This is a genomic window from Providencia sp. PROV261, assembly GCF_028477945.1.
Classification (GTDB): Bacteria; Pseudomonadota; Gammaproteobacteria; order Enterobacterales; family Enterobacteriaceae; genus Providencia; species Providencia stuartii.
This window is the reverse complement of the sequence record NZ_JAMPMC010000017.1, coordinates 116558-132369: the sequence shown is the minus strand read 5'-3', so window position 1 is coordinate 132369 and position 15812 is coordinate 116558. Positions and strand designations below refer to the sequence as shown.

Genomic DNA, 15812 nt, shown 5'->3' with positions numbered 1-15812 from the left:
AATCATCAACTATTCGTTATATTTAGCCTCTTTTTTCGTCAAATTTAATTGATGTGGATCAACTAAGCATTGAGTTTGCCGCGCACCAAGGCGAAACCCAATAAATTTATAGAGTAAATTAAAATCGATTAATGTATTTGTTTTGTTAATTATTCACGGAGCGAAATAGCTTGGGCGTGAGTAAAAACCTCTACAATCAAAGAGAAATCGGATTGTAGAGGTTGAGGGATTAGCGTTTTTTACCGAATGCGGCAGCGAGGGCATCACTCATCGCACTGTTTCCAGTGGCGGCTTGGTTTTTCCGTGACATGTCACGTTGTGCAGATTGCGGTTTACGTGAGTTTCTCTCTTGCTGGTCATTATGGCGGCGTGGTGCGCTATTGGTATCGCCGGGTTGTTCATCAAGGCGCATCGATAAGGCGATACGTTTGCGAGGGATATCAACATCCATCACTTTTACTTTAACGATATCACCTGCTTTAACCACTTTATGTGGGTCTTCAACATAGCTGTTAGACAGCGATGAAATATGCACTAAGCCATCTTGATGCACACCAATATCAACGAAAGCGCCGAAATTAGTGACGTTAGTCACCGAACCTTCCAAAATCATGCCTGCGACTAAGTCATTCATGGTTTCAATGCCTTCGGCAAAGGTCGCCGTTTTAAACTCAGGGCGTGGGTCGCGGCCCGGTTTGTCCAGCTCTTTGATAATATCGGTAACAGTAGGAACCCCAAACTGCTCTGTTGTGAAGTCGCGAGGGCTTAAGCTATTTAAAACAGAGGAGTTGCCCATAATCTCTTTAAGGGGCTGGCGAACAGTTTCGAGGATCTTTTCAACAACGGGATAAGCTTCTGGGTGAACGCCAGAAGCATCAAGTGGGTTATCGCCGTTGGTGATCCGTAAGAAGCCCGCACACTGTTCAAAGGCTTTTGGTCCTAAGCGAGTGACTTTTAGAAGCTGTTTTCTATCTGCAAAACGGCCATTCTCATCGCGCCAATTTACCACGTTTTGCGCGATCATTTTGCTTAGACCTGCAACGCGGGTTAGTAAGGCAACAGAAGCGGTATTCAAGTCAACGCCGACAGAGTTTACACAGTCCTCGACCACGGCATCGAGTTTACGAGCTAATTGAGTTTGGCTCACATCGTGTTGATATTGACCAACACCAATCGATTTCGGATCGATTTTCACTAATTCGGCGAGGGGGTCTTGTAAGCGGCGTGCGATAGACACGGCTCCGCGCAGTGACACATCAAGATCAGGGAATTCTTGAGCGGCCAGCTCTGATGCCGAGTAAACGGAGGCCCCCGCTTCACTCACAATCACTTTCTGTGCTGTGACTTCGGGGTACTGTTTTTGCACGTCAGCAAAGAAGCGCTCAGTCTCTCTTGAAGCCGTTCCGTTACCGATAGCGACTAACTCGACTTGGTGTTTTTGACATAAGGCCGCAACGCTAGCCGCCGCTTTAGCCGCTTGACCTGTGTGTGGATAGATAGTATCCGTTGCGATAAGTTTACCTGTCGCATCCACCACCGCGACTTTCACCCCTGTCCGTAGACCCGGATCTAACCCCATAGTCGCTCGCATACCGGCTGGTGCCGCCATCAATAAGTCACTGAGGTTACGCGCAAACACATTGATTGCTTCTTCTTCTGCTTTTTCGCGCAGTGAGCTCATAATCTCAGTTTCGAGATGTAGCAATACTTTGACGCGCCATGTCCAGCTAATAACCGCTTTACGCCATTGGTCTGCTGGTGCATTATTCAATCGAACATCAAGGTGGCGAGTAATGATCTCTTCACAGTAACTTTCTTTTGGTGGCTCTTCAAATTGCGGGTCACAGTTTAGTGATAGCTGTAAAATACCTTCATTACGACCACGGAACATGGCTAATGCGCGATGCGACGGAACGGAAGAAACAGGTTCTTGGTGATCAAAGTAGTCACTAAATTTAGCGCCTTCGGTTTGTTTGCCATCGATAACTTTGGAAACCAAATGGGCATTTTTCAGTAAATAGTCGCGAACTTTAGCTAATAATGCTGCATCTTCGGCGAAACGCTCCATTAAGATATAACGAGCACCATCGAGAGCCGCTTTCGTATCTGCCACGCCATTTTCGGCATTGACAAAGGATTGAGCGACATCATCGGGGGATTGAGTGGGGTCATTCCACAATGTGTCTGCTAACGGCTCTAGGCCTGCTTCGATAGCAATTTGCCCACGAGTGCGGCGTTTGGGCTTAAAGGGCAAGTAGAGGTCTTCAAGCTCGGTTTTATTTAAGGTGTTATTGATAGCAGCGGCGAGTTCGGGAGTGAGTTTGTCTTGTTCTTCGATTGACTTGAGGATGGTTTGCTTGCGTTCATTTAACTCTCGTAAATAGCCTAAACGGTTCTCTAATTGGCGAAGCTGAGTATCATCAAGGCCTCCTGTGACTTCCTTACGATAACGAGCAATAAAAGGAACCGTATTCCCTTCATCTAACAAGGTGATAGCAGAAAATACCTGTTTCGGTTGAACTTGTAGCTCTCCCGCGATTATTTGGCTTAGAGTTTCATTCATGTCGCTTTTTAATACCTAGTCAAAGAATGGTTAAAAAATTTATGGCACTGTTATACTTGCACAGAAGCAGAATTTCTAGGGTGAACTTTGCTAAAGTTAAAGATTAATTCTGTATATAATTTATAATTATCTAACTTGCTTACTGATTTATGAAGGTTATGAATAAGAGTCTCTTAATCACACGCGAAGGTTGGGATGCGCTAGACAAAGAACTTAAATATCTTTGGAAAGAGGAGCGCCCAAGAGTCACTCAGTCGGTTTCTGAAGCTGCGGCTCAAGGTGATCGTTCAGAAAATGCGGAATATATTTATGGTAAAAAGCGTTTGCGAGAGATTGATCGTCGAGTACGCTTTTTATCTAAAAGATTGGATCAACTAAGAATTGTCGAACCAGACCCACGGCAAGAAGGGCGAGTCTTTTTTGGCGCATGGGTGAAATTAGAAGACGATAATGAAAATATCAGAATATTCCGATTGGTCGGTGCCGATGAGTTTAATCCATCCAAAAATTGGATTTCTATTGATTCTCCAGTTGCTCGCGCGCTAGTTGGTAAGCAGGTTGATGATGAAATTACGGTGAATACACCTGGGGGGCGGGTAACCTATACAGTGTTAGAAATTAGTTATAAACCGCTAGTCCTATAAGGCGTAAAATTATTCATTAAATTTCAAGTTGATGGTAAATTAGGACGTTAACTATCTTATATTTTACTTATACACAAAATAATTCAGGTGATATGCCGTTATTAAGCGCAAGTAAAAATTTATCGTCATGACTATTTTTGTGATTTAGATAGCAGCGCTTTGTAACACCCATACAGCTTGGAGCATGGTGGGTATATTCTTATTTTAAAAATAATTTCGATAGATTGCACATCTTGAGGGCTACAAAATGCAAGAAAGCTATAAAGTTCTTGTCGTCGATGATGATATGCGTTTGCGTGCCTTGCTTGAACGCTACCTCACAGAGCAAGGATTTCAGGTACGTAGTGCCGCGAATGCTGAACAAATGGATAGGATCCTAACGAGGGAGTCGATTCATCTAATCGTTTTAGATTTGATGTTGCCAGGTGAAGATGGTCTGTCAATTTGTCGTCGTTTACGCAGCCAAAACAATCCAATACCGATTATTATGGTAACGGCTAAAGGTGAAGAGGTTGACCGTATTGTTGGTTTAGAGATTGGCGCCGACGATTACATTCCTAAACCTTTTAACCCGCGTGAATTACTTGCACGTATTCGTGCTGTATTACGTCGCCAAGCAAACGAATTGCCAGGCGCACCATCTCAGGATGATGCGATTATTACCTTCGGTAAGTTTAAACTGAACCTAGGCACCCGTGAAATGTTCCAAGGCGAAGAAAATATGCCTTTGACGAGCGGTGAGTTTGCTGTACTTAAAGTATTGGTTTCGCACCCAAGGGAACCATTATCTCGTGATAAGCTGATGAGCTTAGCGAGAGGCCGTGAATACAGTGCGATGGAACGTTCAATTGACGTTCAAATTTCACGTTTACGTCGTATGGTTGAAGAAGATCCAGCTCACCCTCGCTACATTCAGACAGTCTGGGGCTTGGGCTATGTATTTGTGCCGGACGGTAGTAAAGCATGAAGCGACTGAGGTTCTCTCGCCGTAGTACATTTTCGCGTTCGTTATTTTTGTTTGTTGCATTACTGTTTGCCAGCCTTGTCACCAGCTATATGGTGGTGCTGAATTTTGTTGTTATGCCAAGTTTGCAGCAATTCAACAAAGTGTTGGCTTATGAAGTGCGAACATTAATGACGGAGCGGATGGTGCTGCAAGATGGAACCACAGTACGGGTCTCTCCCGCATTACGTAAAAAAATCTACAATGAGTTGGGGATCACCTTTTATGCTCAATCAGCCGCGATGGAAGAAGGCTTAAATTGGGCGAAAGAATACGATTTTCTCAGCGAAAACATGTCGGAATATATTGGTGGCGAAGCCCAAGTGCGTCTTGAGCTTGGCCGCGAATATCCTATTCTTTGGTTAACCTCCTATCTTGCGCCTGATATCTGGGTGCGTGTGCCATTAACTGAAATTGGGCAAAACCAATTTTCGTTAGTATTCCGTTATACTTTAGCTATTTTCCTGTCTATTTTTGCAGGGGTCTGGCTCTATATTCGTTACCAAAACAAGCCATTACTTGAACTTGAATACCATGCAGGGCAAGTGGGGAAAGGGGTCATATTACCCGCCATGCAAGAAAAAGGGGCAACTGAGGTAAGAGCCGCGATCCGCTCCTTTAATCATATGGCTGCGGGCATAAAGACGCTTGAAAATGATCGGACAATTTTAATGGCGGGGGTCAGTCATGACTTACGTACCCCACTGACACGGATCCGATTGGCGACGGAAATGATGAGCCCTGAAGATGGCTACCTAGCAGAATCCATCAATAAGGATATTGAAGAGTGTGATGCGATTATTGGTCAGTTTATGGACTACCTGAAAACGGGTCAGGAAATGAATATGGAGTTTTGTGACCTAAATAGCATCCTCAATGAGGCAGTTACCGCTGAAACGAGCGTGACTGGTGAAATTGAAACGGCACTGGAGCCGGGTAGTCTGATCGTGAATGCGAATCCATTAGCCATTAAACGCGCCATCACCAATATGATTGTTAACGCTTATCGCTATGGTAACGGCTGGATCAAAGTGAGCAGTGGCAAAAATGAGGATTCGGTTTGGTTCCAAGTGGAAGATGATGGTGCAGGTATCAAAGAAGAAGATATTCAACGCCTCTTCCAACCTTTTGTGCAAGGTGAAAAAGCCCGTAGCAATAAGGGAACAGGGCTAGGATTGGCAATTATCCGCCGTATTGTCGATGCCCATGAAGGTAGTATCGAAATCCATAAAAGTGAACGCGGCGGTTTCGCCATTCGTGCACTCCTGCCATTGAAAGAAAAAGAAGAGTAACCATTGTCGGTAGTGGGTCGTATAAAACGACCTACCTTCTATTTTATTTCGGTATTAACGCCTATCTTACGCGCCAGTCATCATATAAAAAATAACTTACTCTATAAGTAATACCATCGTTATATAAAAGATCTGATAGTTATTTTATTTAGATAATAAACATAAATAAAATAACTCAGGTGAATTTATGCATATCTATTTTTCTAAACCTATTTGCTGTTTTCAGAGTAAAGCGGCATTAGCTTTCGCTGGAATAGAGGGAAAGCAAAAGCAGGCTACACTCTCCACGGGAATAATTAATATCAAAAACACAGTCGTAGGGCTGTTTCAAGAACCCAAAAAGGCCTTTAAGCAGGTGAAATGGAGCAAACAACTGGCAACCGTTATACAACTACCTCCAAATCAACCCTTAGCATCGAAAGGGGCATTATCTATTCCTATGCCACCCCCTATGCCAAAGCCTGATATTAAGCCCGCTCAAACAGGAGATGGCGGAAAAACAGGGATGGATCAAGTGATTGCCGAACTTAAAAATAGCCCAGTATTTAAAGCCAATGCGCAGAAATACCAAGCCGCAGCCACGGAGCAACCGACGTCGACAAATACACCGCCACCTCCACCGCCGATGGCAGAATTTGCGGGTCTTCGCAACAATATAGCGGCATTATCGCAGACCACTCATGGTAAAACGGGGATGGATCAAGTGATTGCTGAACTTAAAAATAGCCCAGTATTTAAAGCCAATGCGCAGAAATACCAAGCCGCAGCCACGGAGCAACCGACGTCGACAAATACACCGCCACCTCCACCGCCGATGGCAAAATTTGCAGGTCTTCGCAACACTATAGCGACATTATCGCAGACCGCTCATGATAAAACGGGGATGGATCAAGTAATCGCTCAGCTCAAACAACATCCGGTTTTCAAGTCAAATAAAGAACAATGAATATTTGCTTGTTGTTTGCGTAGCTGGCGTGAGGCTCAATTTTCGCTGATTATCTGCCTGCTTTATCATAAAGCAGGCACCACGCGAGATGACCATTTTGTGATGGTAGTCTGACCGCATACGCAAATTGCTGATTTTAATCCCTTGATGGCAAGCGCATGTTTCTCCCTTGAAACGGTGAATTAAACCGTATTATCAAAATAGAGAAGCAGTAAAAAAGGATTTTACGACTTTTTTATGACAGTTTGTCATGGTGGTCTCAATATAGAGATATTCTGCTCTGTATTTCATTACTCATTGATTTTATGGTCAATTTTGTTTTTTAAGCTGCTGTTTTTTTCGATAGCTAGACGAAAATCGTCAATTGTCATAAAACTGTCATAAATCAGACATGTTGTTGTCATCAAATTGTCCTATTTTTCCTACCGTGACATTTCACCAACAATTTACTACTTAATTGTTTCTATACATCCCCGGAGGGATTATGAAAATGATGCGTACAACCTTAGCTAGCGTAATGGCAGCAACCCTTTCAATGACTGCAATGTCTTCTTTTGCTGCCACAAGCTTAACTGGCGCGGGTGCAACATTCCCTGCTCCAGTTTATGCTAAGTGGGCGGACTCTTATCAGAAAGAAACAGGTAATAAAGTGAACTATCAGGGGATTGGCTCTTCTGGTGGTGTTAAACAAATTAATGCAAAAACGGTTGATTTCGGTGCGTCTGATGCGCCATTAACCGATGAAAAATTGAAAGAAGATGGCCTATTCCAGTTCCCAACCGTAATTGGTGGTGTGGTACTGGCGGTTAACGTAAAGGGTATCCAGTCAGGTCAATTGACATTAGACGGTACAACATTAGGTGATATCTACCTCGGTAAAATCACCAAATGGAATGATCCTGCCATCGCTAAATTGAACCCAGGTGTTAACTTACCCGATCAAAACATTGCAGTGGTAAGACGCTCTGATGGCTCAGGTACGACGTTCGTATTTACGAGCTACTTATCAAAAGTCAGCTCAAGCTGGAAAAATGATATTGGTGCAGGCTCTACAGTAAACTGGCCGAAAAACAACGTCGCAGGTAAAGGTAACGATGGCGTTGCAGCTTTCGTCCAGCGTTTACCAGGCTCTATCGGTTATGTGGAGTATGCCTATGCGAAACAGAATAACCTTGCTTATACTAAACTCATTTCCGCAGATGGTAAGGTTGTTTCCCCAACAGGTGAAAGCTTCAGCGCAGCAGCGAAGAAAGTTGACTGGTCTAAGTCATTCGCTCAAGACCTGACTAACCGTAATGGTGAGAACGCATGGCCAATTACCTCAACCACGTTTATCTTAGTTCACAAAGATCAAGCGAATGCAGAAAAAGGAAAAGCTGTGCTCGATTTCTTTAACTGGGCTTATGAGAAAGGTGGTCAGCAAGCAGAAGCATTGGATTATGCTATCCTTCCTCAAGAAGTTGTGACAGCAATTCGTGCAGCATGGAAAACAGAAGTCAAAGATAGCCAAGGCAAACCACTGTTCTAATCAGTGAGCCTCGGGTTGGTAATGGTAGGCGGATGCTTAGGATTAACATCCGCCTTCTGACGTAGTAACTAAATCCTACTAAATAAAGTAGGTGTAGGATGAGACAAAGCGCATGGCCGAAAAAACAACGGCATTTAAAGCACCGAGCAAGTCAGGCGATGTGATATTTGGCGCATTAGTCAAAATTGCCGCGCTAATCACTTTGTTAATGCTTGGTGGCATCATTATTTCCCTTATTTTTGCCTCGTGGCCGAGTATGCAAAAATTTGGGTTTTCGTTTTTATGGACTAAAGAATGGGATGCTCCCGCTGAGGAGTTTGGTGCGCTTGTGCCTATCTATGGCACCATCGTCACATCACTGATAGCCCTGATTATTGCAGTACCCGTGAGCTTTGGTATTGCTCTTTTCTTAACTGAACTTGCACCTAATTGGTTAAAACGCCCATTAGGGATTGCGATTGAGCTTCTCGCTGCCATTCCTAGTATCGTTTATGGTATGTGGGGGCTGTTTGTTTTTGCGCCGCTGTTTGCGGAATATTTTCAAGAGCCTGTTGGCAATGTGATGTCGAGTATCCCAATTGTCGGTGAGCTTTTCTCAGGTCCTGCATTCGGGATTGGTATTTTGGCAGCAGGTATTATCCTCGCCATTATGATCATTCCTTATATTGCCTCTGTCATGCGTGACGTGTTTGAACAAACACCTGTCATGATGAAGGAGTCAGCATATGGTATCGGTTGTACCACATGGGAAGTGATCTGGAATATTGTTCTGCCTTATACACGTAACGGTGTGATAGGTGGGGTAATGTTAGGTTTAGGGCGCGCGCTTGGTGAAACAATGGCGGTGACCTTTGTAATTGGTAATACGTATCAACTGGATAGTTTCTCGTTGTTTATGCCGAGTAACAGTATTACTTCTGCATTGGCGAATGAATTTGCCGAAGCGGAAGGTGGTCTACATACCGCTGCGCTGATGGAACTTGGGTTAATTCTATTTGTTATCACCTTTATTGTTCTGGCGATATCAAAACTCATGGTTATGCGTTTAGCGAAGAACGAGGGCCGTTAATATGTCGACATCCGATAATATTGTCGTTAATCAAAAAGAACGAGCCCGTCGTCAGGCATGGCGACGCCAAGTTAACCGAATCGCTCTGTTTGTTTCGATGCTAACAATGGCATTTGGGCTGTTCTGGTTAATTTGGATTTTGTTCTCAACCGTTACCAAAGGGTTCGATGGCATGTCATTGAACTTGTTCACAGAAATGACTCCTCCACCGAATACGGAAGGGGGCGGCCTTGCTAATGCTATCGTAGGTAGTGGGCTGTTGATCTTGTGGGCAACGGTCGTGGGTACACCGCTTGGGATCTTAGCAGGGATCTATTTGGCAGAGTATGGCCGTAAATCATGGCTAGCTTCTGTAACGCGTTTTATTAATGACATTTTGCTTTCAGCACCATCGATTGTGGTGGGGCTATTCGTCTATACCATTGTGGTGGCGCAAATGCAGCACTTCTCTGGCTGGGCTGGCGTTATCGCATTGGCGTTGTTGCAAATTCCGATTGTTATCCGTACCACTGAAAACATGTTGAAGTTAGTGCCGGATAGCTTACGAGAAGCCGCATATGCGCTAGGTACGCCAAAATGGAAAATGATTTTATCGATTACGCTTAAAGCATCTGTCTCCGGGATCATTACAGGTATTTTGCTGGCTATTGCTCGTATTGCGGGGGAAACCGCACCATTACTGTTCACATCACTGTCGAACCAGTTCTGGAGTACGGATATGAATGAGCCAATTGCTAACTTACCCGTCACTATCTTTAAATTTGCGATGAGCCCGTTCTCTGAATGGCAACAACTGGCATGGGCAGGGGTTCTATTAATCACCCTATGTGTCTTGTTAATTAACATCGTCGCACGTGTTGTGTTTGCTCAGAAAAAACACTAACCCCGGATTGAATAAAGATTTATAGAGAGAAGTTGCCATGATTAATGCAAATGATATTGCAAACAGTAAGATTAAAGTACGTGACCTTAATTTTTATTACGGGAAATTCCACGCATTAAAAAATATCTCATTAGATATCGAAAAAAATAAAGTCACCGCCTTTATCGGCCCATCTGGTTGCGGTAAATCGACCTTACTGCGTACCTTCAATAAAATGTATGAGCTGTACGGTGAACAGCGTGCGGAAGGTGAAATCTTACTTGATGGTCAAAATATTCTGACAGACAAACAGGATATCGCTCTGTTACGTGCCAAGGTCGGAATGGTATTCCAAAAACCAACGCCATTCCCAATGTCAATCTACGATAATATTGCATTTGGTGTACGCCTGTTTGAAAAACTCTCTCGTGTAGAGATGGATGAGCGCGTTCAATGGGCATTAACCAAAGCGGCTCTGTGGAATGAGACCAAAGATAAATTACATCAAAGTGGTTATAGCCTATCTGGTGGTCAGCAACAGCGTCTATGTATCGCACGTGGTATTGCTATCCGCCCTGAAGTGTTATTGCTTGATGAGCCGTGTTCAGCTCTTGACCCAATTTCAACAGGGCGCATTGAGGAGTTGATCAGCGAACTCAAATCTGAATACACCGTGGTGATCGTAACTCATAATATGCAACAGGCTGCGCGTTGTTCTGATTATACGGCCTTTATGTATTTGGGTGAGCTGATTGAGTTTAATAATACAGACAAGATGTTCACCACACCTGAAAAGAAACAAACTGAAGACTACATTACTGGTCGTTACGGTTGATATGGAGCCGACTATGGATACGCTGAACCACAACAAACATATTTCTGGGCAGTTCAATGCTGAACTGGAACATATCCATACAGAGTTGATGACAATGGGAGGGCTGGTTGAAGAACAGCTCACCAAAGCTATCACAGCGATGCATAATCAGGATGAGGCTCTTGCGCGCGAAGTTATCGAAAATGACCATAAAGTCAATATGATGGAAGTGGCTATTGATGAAGAATGCGTGAAAATTATCGCAAAACGCCAGCCGACAGCGAGCGATTTGCGACTGATTATGGCAATTTCTAAAACGATTGCCGAACTTGAGCGTATTGGTGATGTTGCCGATAAAATTTGCCAAACTGCATTGGAAAAGTTTTCTCACCAGCACCAGCCGTTATTGGTGAGCCTAGAGTCATTAGGTCGTCATACTGTGCAAATGTTGCATGATGTCTTAGATGCCTTTGCACGCATGGACTTGGAAGAAGCCATTCGGATTTATCGAGAAGATGAAAAGGTAGACCAAGAATACGAAGGGATCGTGCGTCAACTGATGACGTACATGATGGAAGACCCAAGGACTATCCCAAGTGTACTGACTGCGCTGTTTTGTGCTCGCTCTATTGAACGTATCGGTGATCGTTGCCAAAACATCTGTGAATTTATTTTTTACTATGTCAAAGGCCAAGACTTCCGTCATGTAGGTGGTGATCGCTTAGAAAAGATGATCACTAAGAAGGAATAACGAGGTAATGCCGCCAAGGGGCCGCCTCACGGTGACTCCTTGGTACAAACTTTCTTTTTCGTCTGGGGTGATACCCGCTCTAGTCAACCTTTAAACATTTCCGTTTTTCCTTTTCGTTATAAGAAAAGGCTATTCATGGTTTAGACCATAATTTAGGGCGTCTCCGATGGTGTTTGCCCTTTTTTTATATCCGCATTTATATATTCTTTTTTGATATAAATATATTAACTAATAGTATTTCAAGAAATAAGCGTTCCTTGATAACTTGGGATGGTCAATTTACATAAGTTTACCGTCAGAGGTGTTCAATGAAAGCTCGCGTTTTAACTACCGCACTACTTGCAGGCCTTGCGCTGGTGGCCAATGTCGCCAATGCAGATAAGCTGGATGATATTAAGCAAGCGGGTGTGATCCGTATCTCTGTTTTTGACAGTAACCCACCATTTGGTTTTATTGACCCACAAACGAAAAAACTCGCGGGCTATGATGTTGATATCGCACAGGCGATAGCGGATGACCTTGGCGTCAAGTTAGAGTTGCGTCCAACCAACCCAGCAAACCGTATTCCACTACTGACTTCAGGTAAAGTCGATTTAATTGGGGCAAATTTCACTATCACTGATGAACGTGCTAAGCAGGTTGATTTTTCTATTCCTGATTTTGCAACAGGGCAAAAGTTTATTGCGCGTAAAGGGGTATTGAAGACGCCTGATGATATCGCACCTTTACGTATTGGTGCCGACAAAGGTACCGTGCAAGAAGTGACATTACGTGAACGTTATCCGAATACAAAAGTCATTTCTTATGATGATACACCACAGGCATTTGCGGCTTTACGCAATGGTAACGTGCAAGCAATTACCCAAGACGATGCAAAATTAGTGGGATTACTTGGTAACTTACCTGAGAAAGTCAAAGCAGATTTTGAAATCTCTCCATTTAGCATCACTCGCGAATATCAAGCGGTTGCTGCCGCTAAAGGTGAAACACGTTTAATCGAAAATGTGAATAACACGTTGTTGAAGCTTGAAAAAGAAGGCAAAGCAGAACAGATTTATAACCGTTGGTTTGGCCCTGATACAAAGGCCGCTCAACCTCGCGGTGAGTTCAAATTTGCACCACTGGATCAGCAAAAATAATAGGCGTTCTATTTCGCCGATTCCATGCTCACTGGTCGATAAGCATAGAATAAATAGCCCCGCATATTATCGCGGGGTTCTTAGTTATAAAAGGCAGCACTTATGTTTGAAAAATTAACGAGCGGCGAGTTTCTTTCTGAGCATTTTTTAGCTCCCGAGTATTTGGAATGGTTTGGTTATGGTTTTTTACTGACCCTCTGGATCTCCATTTGTACCATTATCGCTGCAACGTTATTAGGTTTTGTGGTTGCTGCGGCAAGGGATAGCCAAATTGCTCCGCTACGCTGGATTGTCGGAGTGTATGTTTCCGTTTTTCGCAATACCCCGTTGTTGGTTCAACTCTTTTTCTGGTATTTCGCTTCCGGTGAAATTTTATCATCGGATATGATGGCGTGGCTTAATACTCCCCACGAAATCACATTTGCGGGGATGACGCTCAGTTGGCCTTCGTTTGAATTTTTAGCAGGTTTTATTGGCTTAACGTTATATACCGTACCATTTATTGCCGAAGAAATACGCTCCGGTATTCGTGGTGTACGACAAGGCCAAAAATATGCCGCTTTTGCGCTGGGTTTAACAGGGTGGCAAGCGATGAAACATGTGGTGCTACCCCAGGCCGTTAAAATAGCCATGCCACCTCTTCTCGGGCAATACATGAATGTCGTTAAAAACTCCTCTTTAACCATGGCGATTGGTGTGGCTGAGCTATCTTATGTATCACGTCAGGTTGAAAGCCAAACACTACAGACATTTACGGCATTTGGCCTAGCCACTGTGCTGTATATTGCGATTATCGCGGTAATGGAAGGTTGGGGGCAGTGGCGAGCGCAACGTAATTTAGTGGAGAGTGTGTAAGATGGATTTTTCAGTCATTGAGCAAAACTGGCAGTACCTTTTGTTTGGTGCGTTTCCAGATGGCCCTATTGAAGGTGCCGCATTAACATTAATTATCAGCTTGGTCGCGGGGGCAATGTCGATTGTATTCGGTACGCTTGGTGGTGTTGCCTTAGCGATGTTACGTGGTTTCTGGATGAACCTGTTCGCTGCTGTTTTAGGCTTTTTCCGCGCCATTCCCGTCATTATGCTGATTTTTTGGACTTATTTCTTTTTGCCCGTTGTGCTCGGAACCGAAATACCGGGTATCGCCTCAGTGATTTGCGCTCTCGCCTTAATCACGTCGGCGTATTTGGCCCATGCGGTTAAGGCGGGCATTTTAGCAATAGGCAAAGGGCAATGGCAGGCTGGCTTATCGTTAGGTTTTAGCCGTTGGCAAGTGCTTTGGCAAATAGTTTTACCCCAAGCATTACGCATGATGGTGCCATCGTTTATTAACCAATGGGTTGCGCTGATTAAAGACACGTCTTTGGCTTACATTGTGGGCGTTGCTGAACTGTCATTTTTGGCAACACAGGTGAATAACCGTGAAATGGTTTATCCACTCGAAATTTTCTTATTTGTCGCGTTTATTTACTTTGTCATCTGTCTGACATTAGAAATTGTCGCCAACTTGATAGCAAAACGTTTAAGTCATCATCGTGGGGCTAAACCATTTGCTGCGAAGCGGTCATTACTCTTTTGGCGTAGGCAGAAGCTACTCGCCTTATCGTAATCATCATAATGTGGCGGTGCAAATGGCGCCGCCACGATCACGCAAAAATTTCTTTTTTCTGTAAATTCCAATTCATCTTGCTGTATCAGTAAGTTAACGCACTTTTGAGTATTATCATCACGCAAACGTTTTCTTTTTTTCATTTTAACGGTAACACTCTCGATTTGTTTGTTGTAGGATAGGGCGAAAAAAACTTTTTTTGGGCGCAATATCTAATGAGTAATCAATCTTCTGGCTCTGTGCAACAACAGGGTCTGTTCCAACGCGTGTTTAAATTACAAGAACACGGAACAACGGCGAAAACTGAAGTCGTTGCAGGTTTTACAACCTTCCTCACAATGGTCTACATTGTCTTTGTTAACCCTCAAATTTTATCTGTCGCAGGGATGGACATTAAAGCCGTATTCGTAACGACCTGTTTAATTGCGGCTATCGGCAGTATTTTGATGGGGTTATTAGCAAACCTACCTATCGCGGTGGCACCAGCAATGGGGCTAAATGCCTTTTTTGCTTTTGTCGTCGTTGGGGCGATGGGGTATTCATGGCAAGTTGCGATGGGCGCTGTGTTCTGGGGCGCTGTGGGTCTCTTTATTCTAACACTCTTTCGTATCCGCTACTGGATCATTGCAAATATTCCATTGAGTTTGCGTGTGGGGATCACCAGCGGTATCGGTCTATTTATTGCCATGATGGGGCTGAAAAATTCAGGTATTATCGTGGCGAATCCAGACACTTTAGTCTCCATTGGTAACTTCACCCAACATAACGTTTGGTTAGGTGCTCTGGGCTTTTTCATTATTGCAATTTTAGCTGCCCGTAATATTCATGCAGCAGTATTAGTTTCCATTGTGGTCACTACCTTGATTGGCCTTGCATTAGGCGATGTGAAGTTCAACGGCATCTTCTCTTTGCCACCTAGCATCACCAGTGTAGTGGGGCAAGTCGATATTTTGGGATCACTGGACTTGGCGCTGTCTGGGGTCATCTTTGCTTTTATGTTGGTTAACTTATTCGACTCATCCGGCACAATGATTGGGGTTACGGATAAAGCTGGCATTACTGATGCTCGCGGAACATTCCCGCGCATGAAGCAAGCACTCTATGTGGATAGCTTAAGTTCTGTTGCCGGCTCTGCAATGGGAACATCATCGGTAACCGCTTATATCGAAAGCTCTTCGGGGGTATCTGTTGGTGGGCGTACTGGTCTGACTGCCATTGTGGTCGGGGTGTTATTCCTATTAACCATGTTTATTTCTCCTTTAGCGGGTATGGTTCCTGCTTATGCAACCGCGGGCGCGCTGATTTATGTTGGCGTGTTGATGACATCCAGTTTAACGCGTGTGAAGTGGGATGATTTGACGGAGTCGGTGCCTGCATTTATTACTGCGGTCATGATGCCATTTAGCTTTTCGATTACAGAAGGTATTGCATTAGGCTTTATCGCTTACTGTGCAATGAAGATCGGTACTGGTCGTTGGCGCGACTTAGGGTTATGTGTTGTTTTAGTTTCCATTTTATTTATTTTAAAAATGGTTTTAGTCGACGCCTAATCACCTTCCTTATCTAACGGCTCCCTTCTTGGAGCCGTTTTG

At 43.9% G+C, this 15812-nt stretch carries 14 protein-coding genes; 13 read left to right on the top strand and 1 reads right to left on the bottom strand.

Going from position 1 to position 15812, the window contains the following annotated elements:
* Positions 1 to 229: 229 nt before the first annotated feature.
* On the bottom strand, positions 230 to 2563 hold the full coding sequence (locus PR675_RS12265) for a Tex family protein (protein WP_014657014.1): 2334 nt from the start codon (positions 2561 to 2563) through the stop codon (positions 230 to 232).
* A gap of 158 nt (positions 2564 to 2721) precedes the next feature.
* Here PR675_RS12265 and greB point away from each other — a divergent pair, with 158 nt between their 5' ends.
* From greB to PR675_RS12200, 13 genes are all read left to right on the top strand, one after another.
* Positions 2722 to 3207: a transcription elongation factor GreB gene (gene greB / locus PR675_RS12260; RefSeq protein ID WP_014657013.1), complete on the top strand. Its 486-nt coding sequence runs from the start codon at positions 2722 to 2724 to the stop codon at positions 3205 to 3207.
* Positions 3208 to 3454: 247 nt separating this feature from the next.
* Positions 3455 to 4174, top strand: a complete 720-nt coding sequence (gene ompR, locus PR675_RS12255) for an osmolarity response regulator transcription factor OmpR (protein WP_004923581.1) — start codon at positions 3455 to 3457, stop codon at positions 4172 to 4174.
* Entirely contained in the window at positions 4171 to 5502 is a 1332-nt protein-coding gene (gene envZ, locus PR675_RS12250) for a two-component system sensor histidine kinase EnvZ (protein WP_071599669.1), read from the top strand. The genes ompR and envZ overlap by 4 nt, the downstream gene beginning before the upstream one ends.
* A gap of 187 nt (positions 5503 to 5689) precedes the next feature.
* Positions 5690 to 6448, top strand: coding sequence for a hypothetical protein (locus PR675_RS12245; protein ID WP_272526079.1), 759 nt, complete (start codon positions 5690 to 5692; stop codon positions 6446 to 6448).
* Between the two features lie 484 nt (positions 6449 to 6932).
* Positions 6933 to 7976 carry a phosphate ABC transporter substrate-binding protein PstS gene (pstS, locus tag PR675_RS12240; protein WP_004923592.1) on the top strand — a complete coding sequence of 348 codons (1044 nt, stop codon included), beginning with the start codon at positions 6933 to 6935 and terminating at the stop codon, positions 7974 to 7976.
* A 112-nt stretch (positions 7977 to 8088) separates the two neighbouring features.
* Positions 8089 to 9045, top strand: coding sequence for a phosphate ABC transporter permease PstC (gene pstC / locus PR675_RS12235; protein ID WP_004923595.1), 957 nt, complete (start codon positions 8089 to 8091; stop codon positions 9043 to 9045).
* 1 nt (position 9046) lies between these two features.
* Complete coding sequence (gene pstA, locus PR675_RS12230) at positions 9047 to 9928, top strand: phosphate ABC transporter permease PstA (RefSeq protein ID WP_004923598.1); 882 nt, start codon at positions 9047 to 9049, stop codon at positions 9926 to 9928.
* Positions 9929 to 9965: 37 nt separating this feature from the next.
* Positions 9966 to 10742 (top strand): phosphate ABC transporter ATP-binding protein PstB, encoded by a 777-nt coding sequence (pstB, locus tag PR675_RS12225; protein ID WP_004923601.1) that lies wholly within the window; start codon positions 9966 to 9968, stop codon positions 10740 to 10742.
* A gap of 13 nt (positions 10743 to 10755) precedes the next feature.
* Complete coding sequence (phoU, locus tag PR675_RS12220; protein ID WP_014657010.1) at positions 10756 to 11472, top strand: phosphate signaling complex protein PhoU; 717 nt, start codon at positions 10756 to 10758, stop codon at positions 11470 to 11472.
* A gap of 308 nt (positions 11473 to 11780) precedes the next feature.
* The gene (locus tag PR675_RS12215) at positions 11781 to 12611 is read left to right on the top strand and encodes an ABC transporter substrate-binding protein (RefSeq protein WP_004923605.1); all 831 of its coding nucleotides are present in this window, start codon (positions 11781 to 11783) and stop codon (positions 12609 to 12611) included.
* A 102-nt stretch (positions 12612 to 12713) separates the two neighbouring features.
* Positions 12714 to 13466 (top strand): amino acid ABC transporter permease, encoded by a 753-nt coding sequence (locus PR675_RS12210; protein WP_014657009.1) that lies wholly within the window; start codon positions 12714 to 12716, stop codon positions 13464 to 13466.
* Position 13467: 1 nt separating this feature from the next.
* Positions 13468 to 14220, top strand: a complete 753-nt coding sequence (locus PR675_RS12205) for an amino acid ABC transporter permease (protein ID WP_004923612.1) — start codon at positions 13468 to 13470, stop codon at positions 14218 to 14220.
* A gap of 215 nt (positions 14221 to 14435) precedes the next feature.
* Positions 14436 to 15770, top strand: a complete 1335-nt coding sequence (locus PR675_RS12200; RefSeq protein WP_004923617.1) for an NCS2 family permease — start codon at positions 14436 to 14438, stop codon at positions 15768 to 15770.
* Positions 15771 to 15812 lie beyond the last annotated feature (42 nt).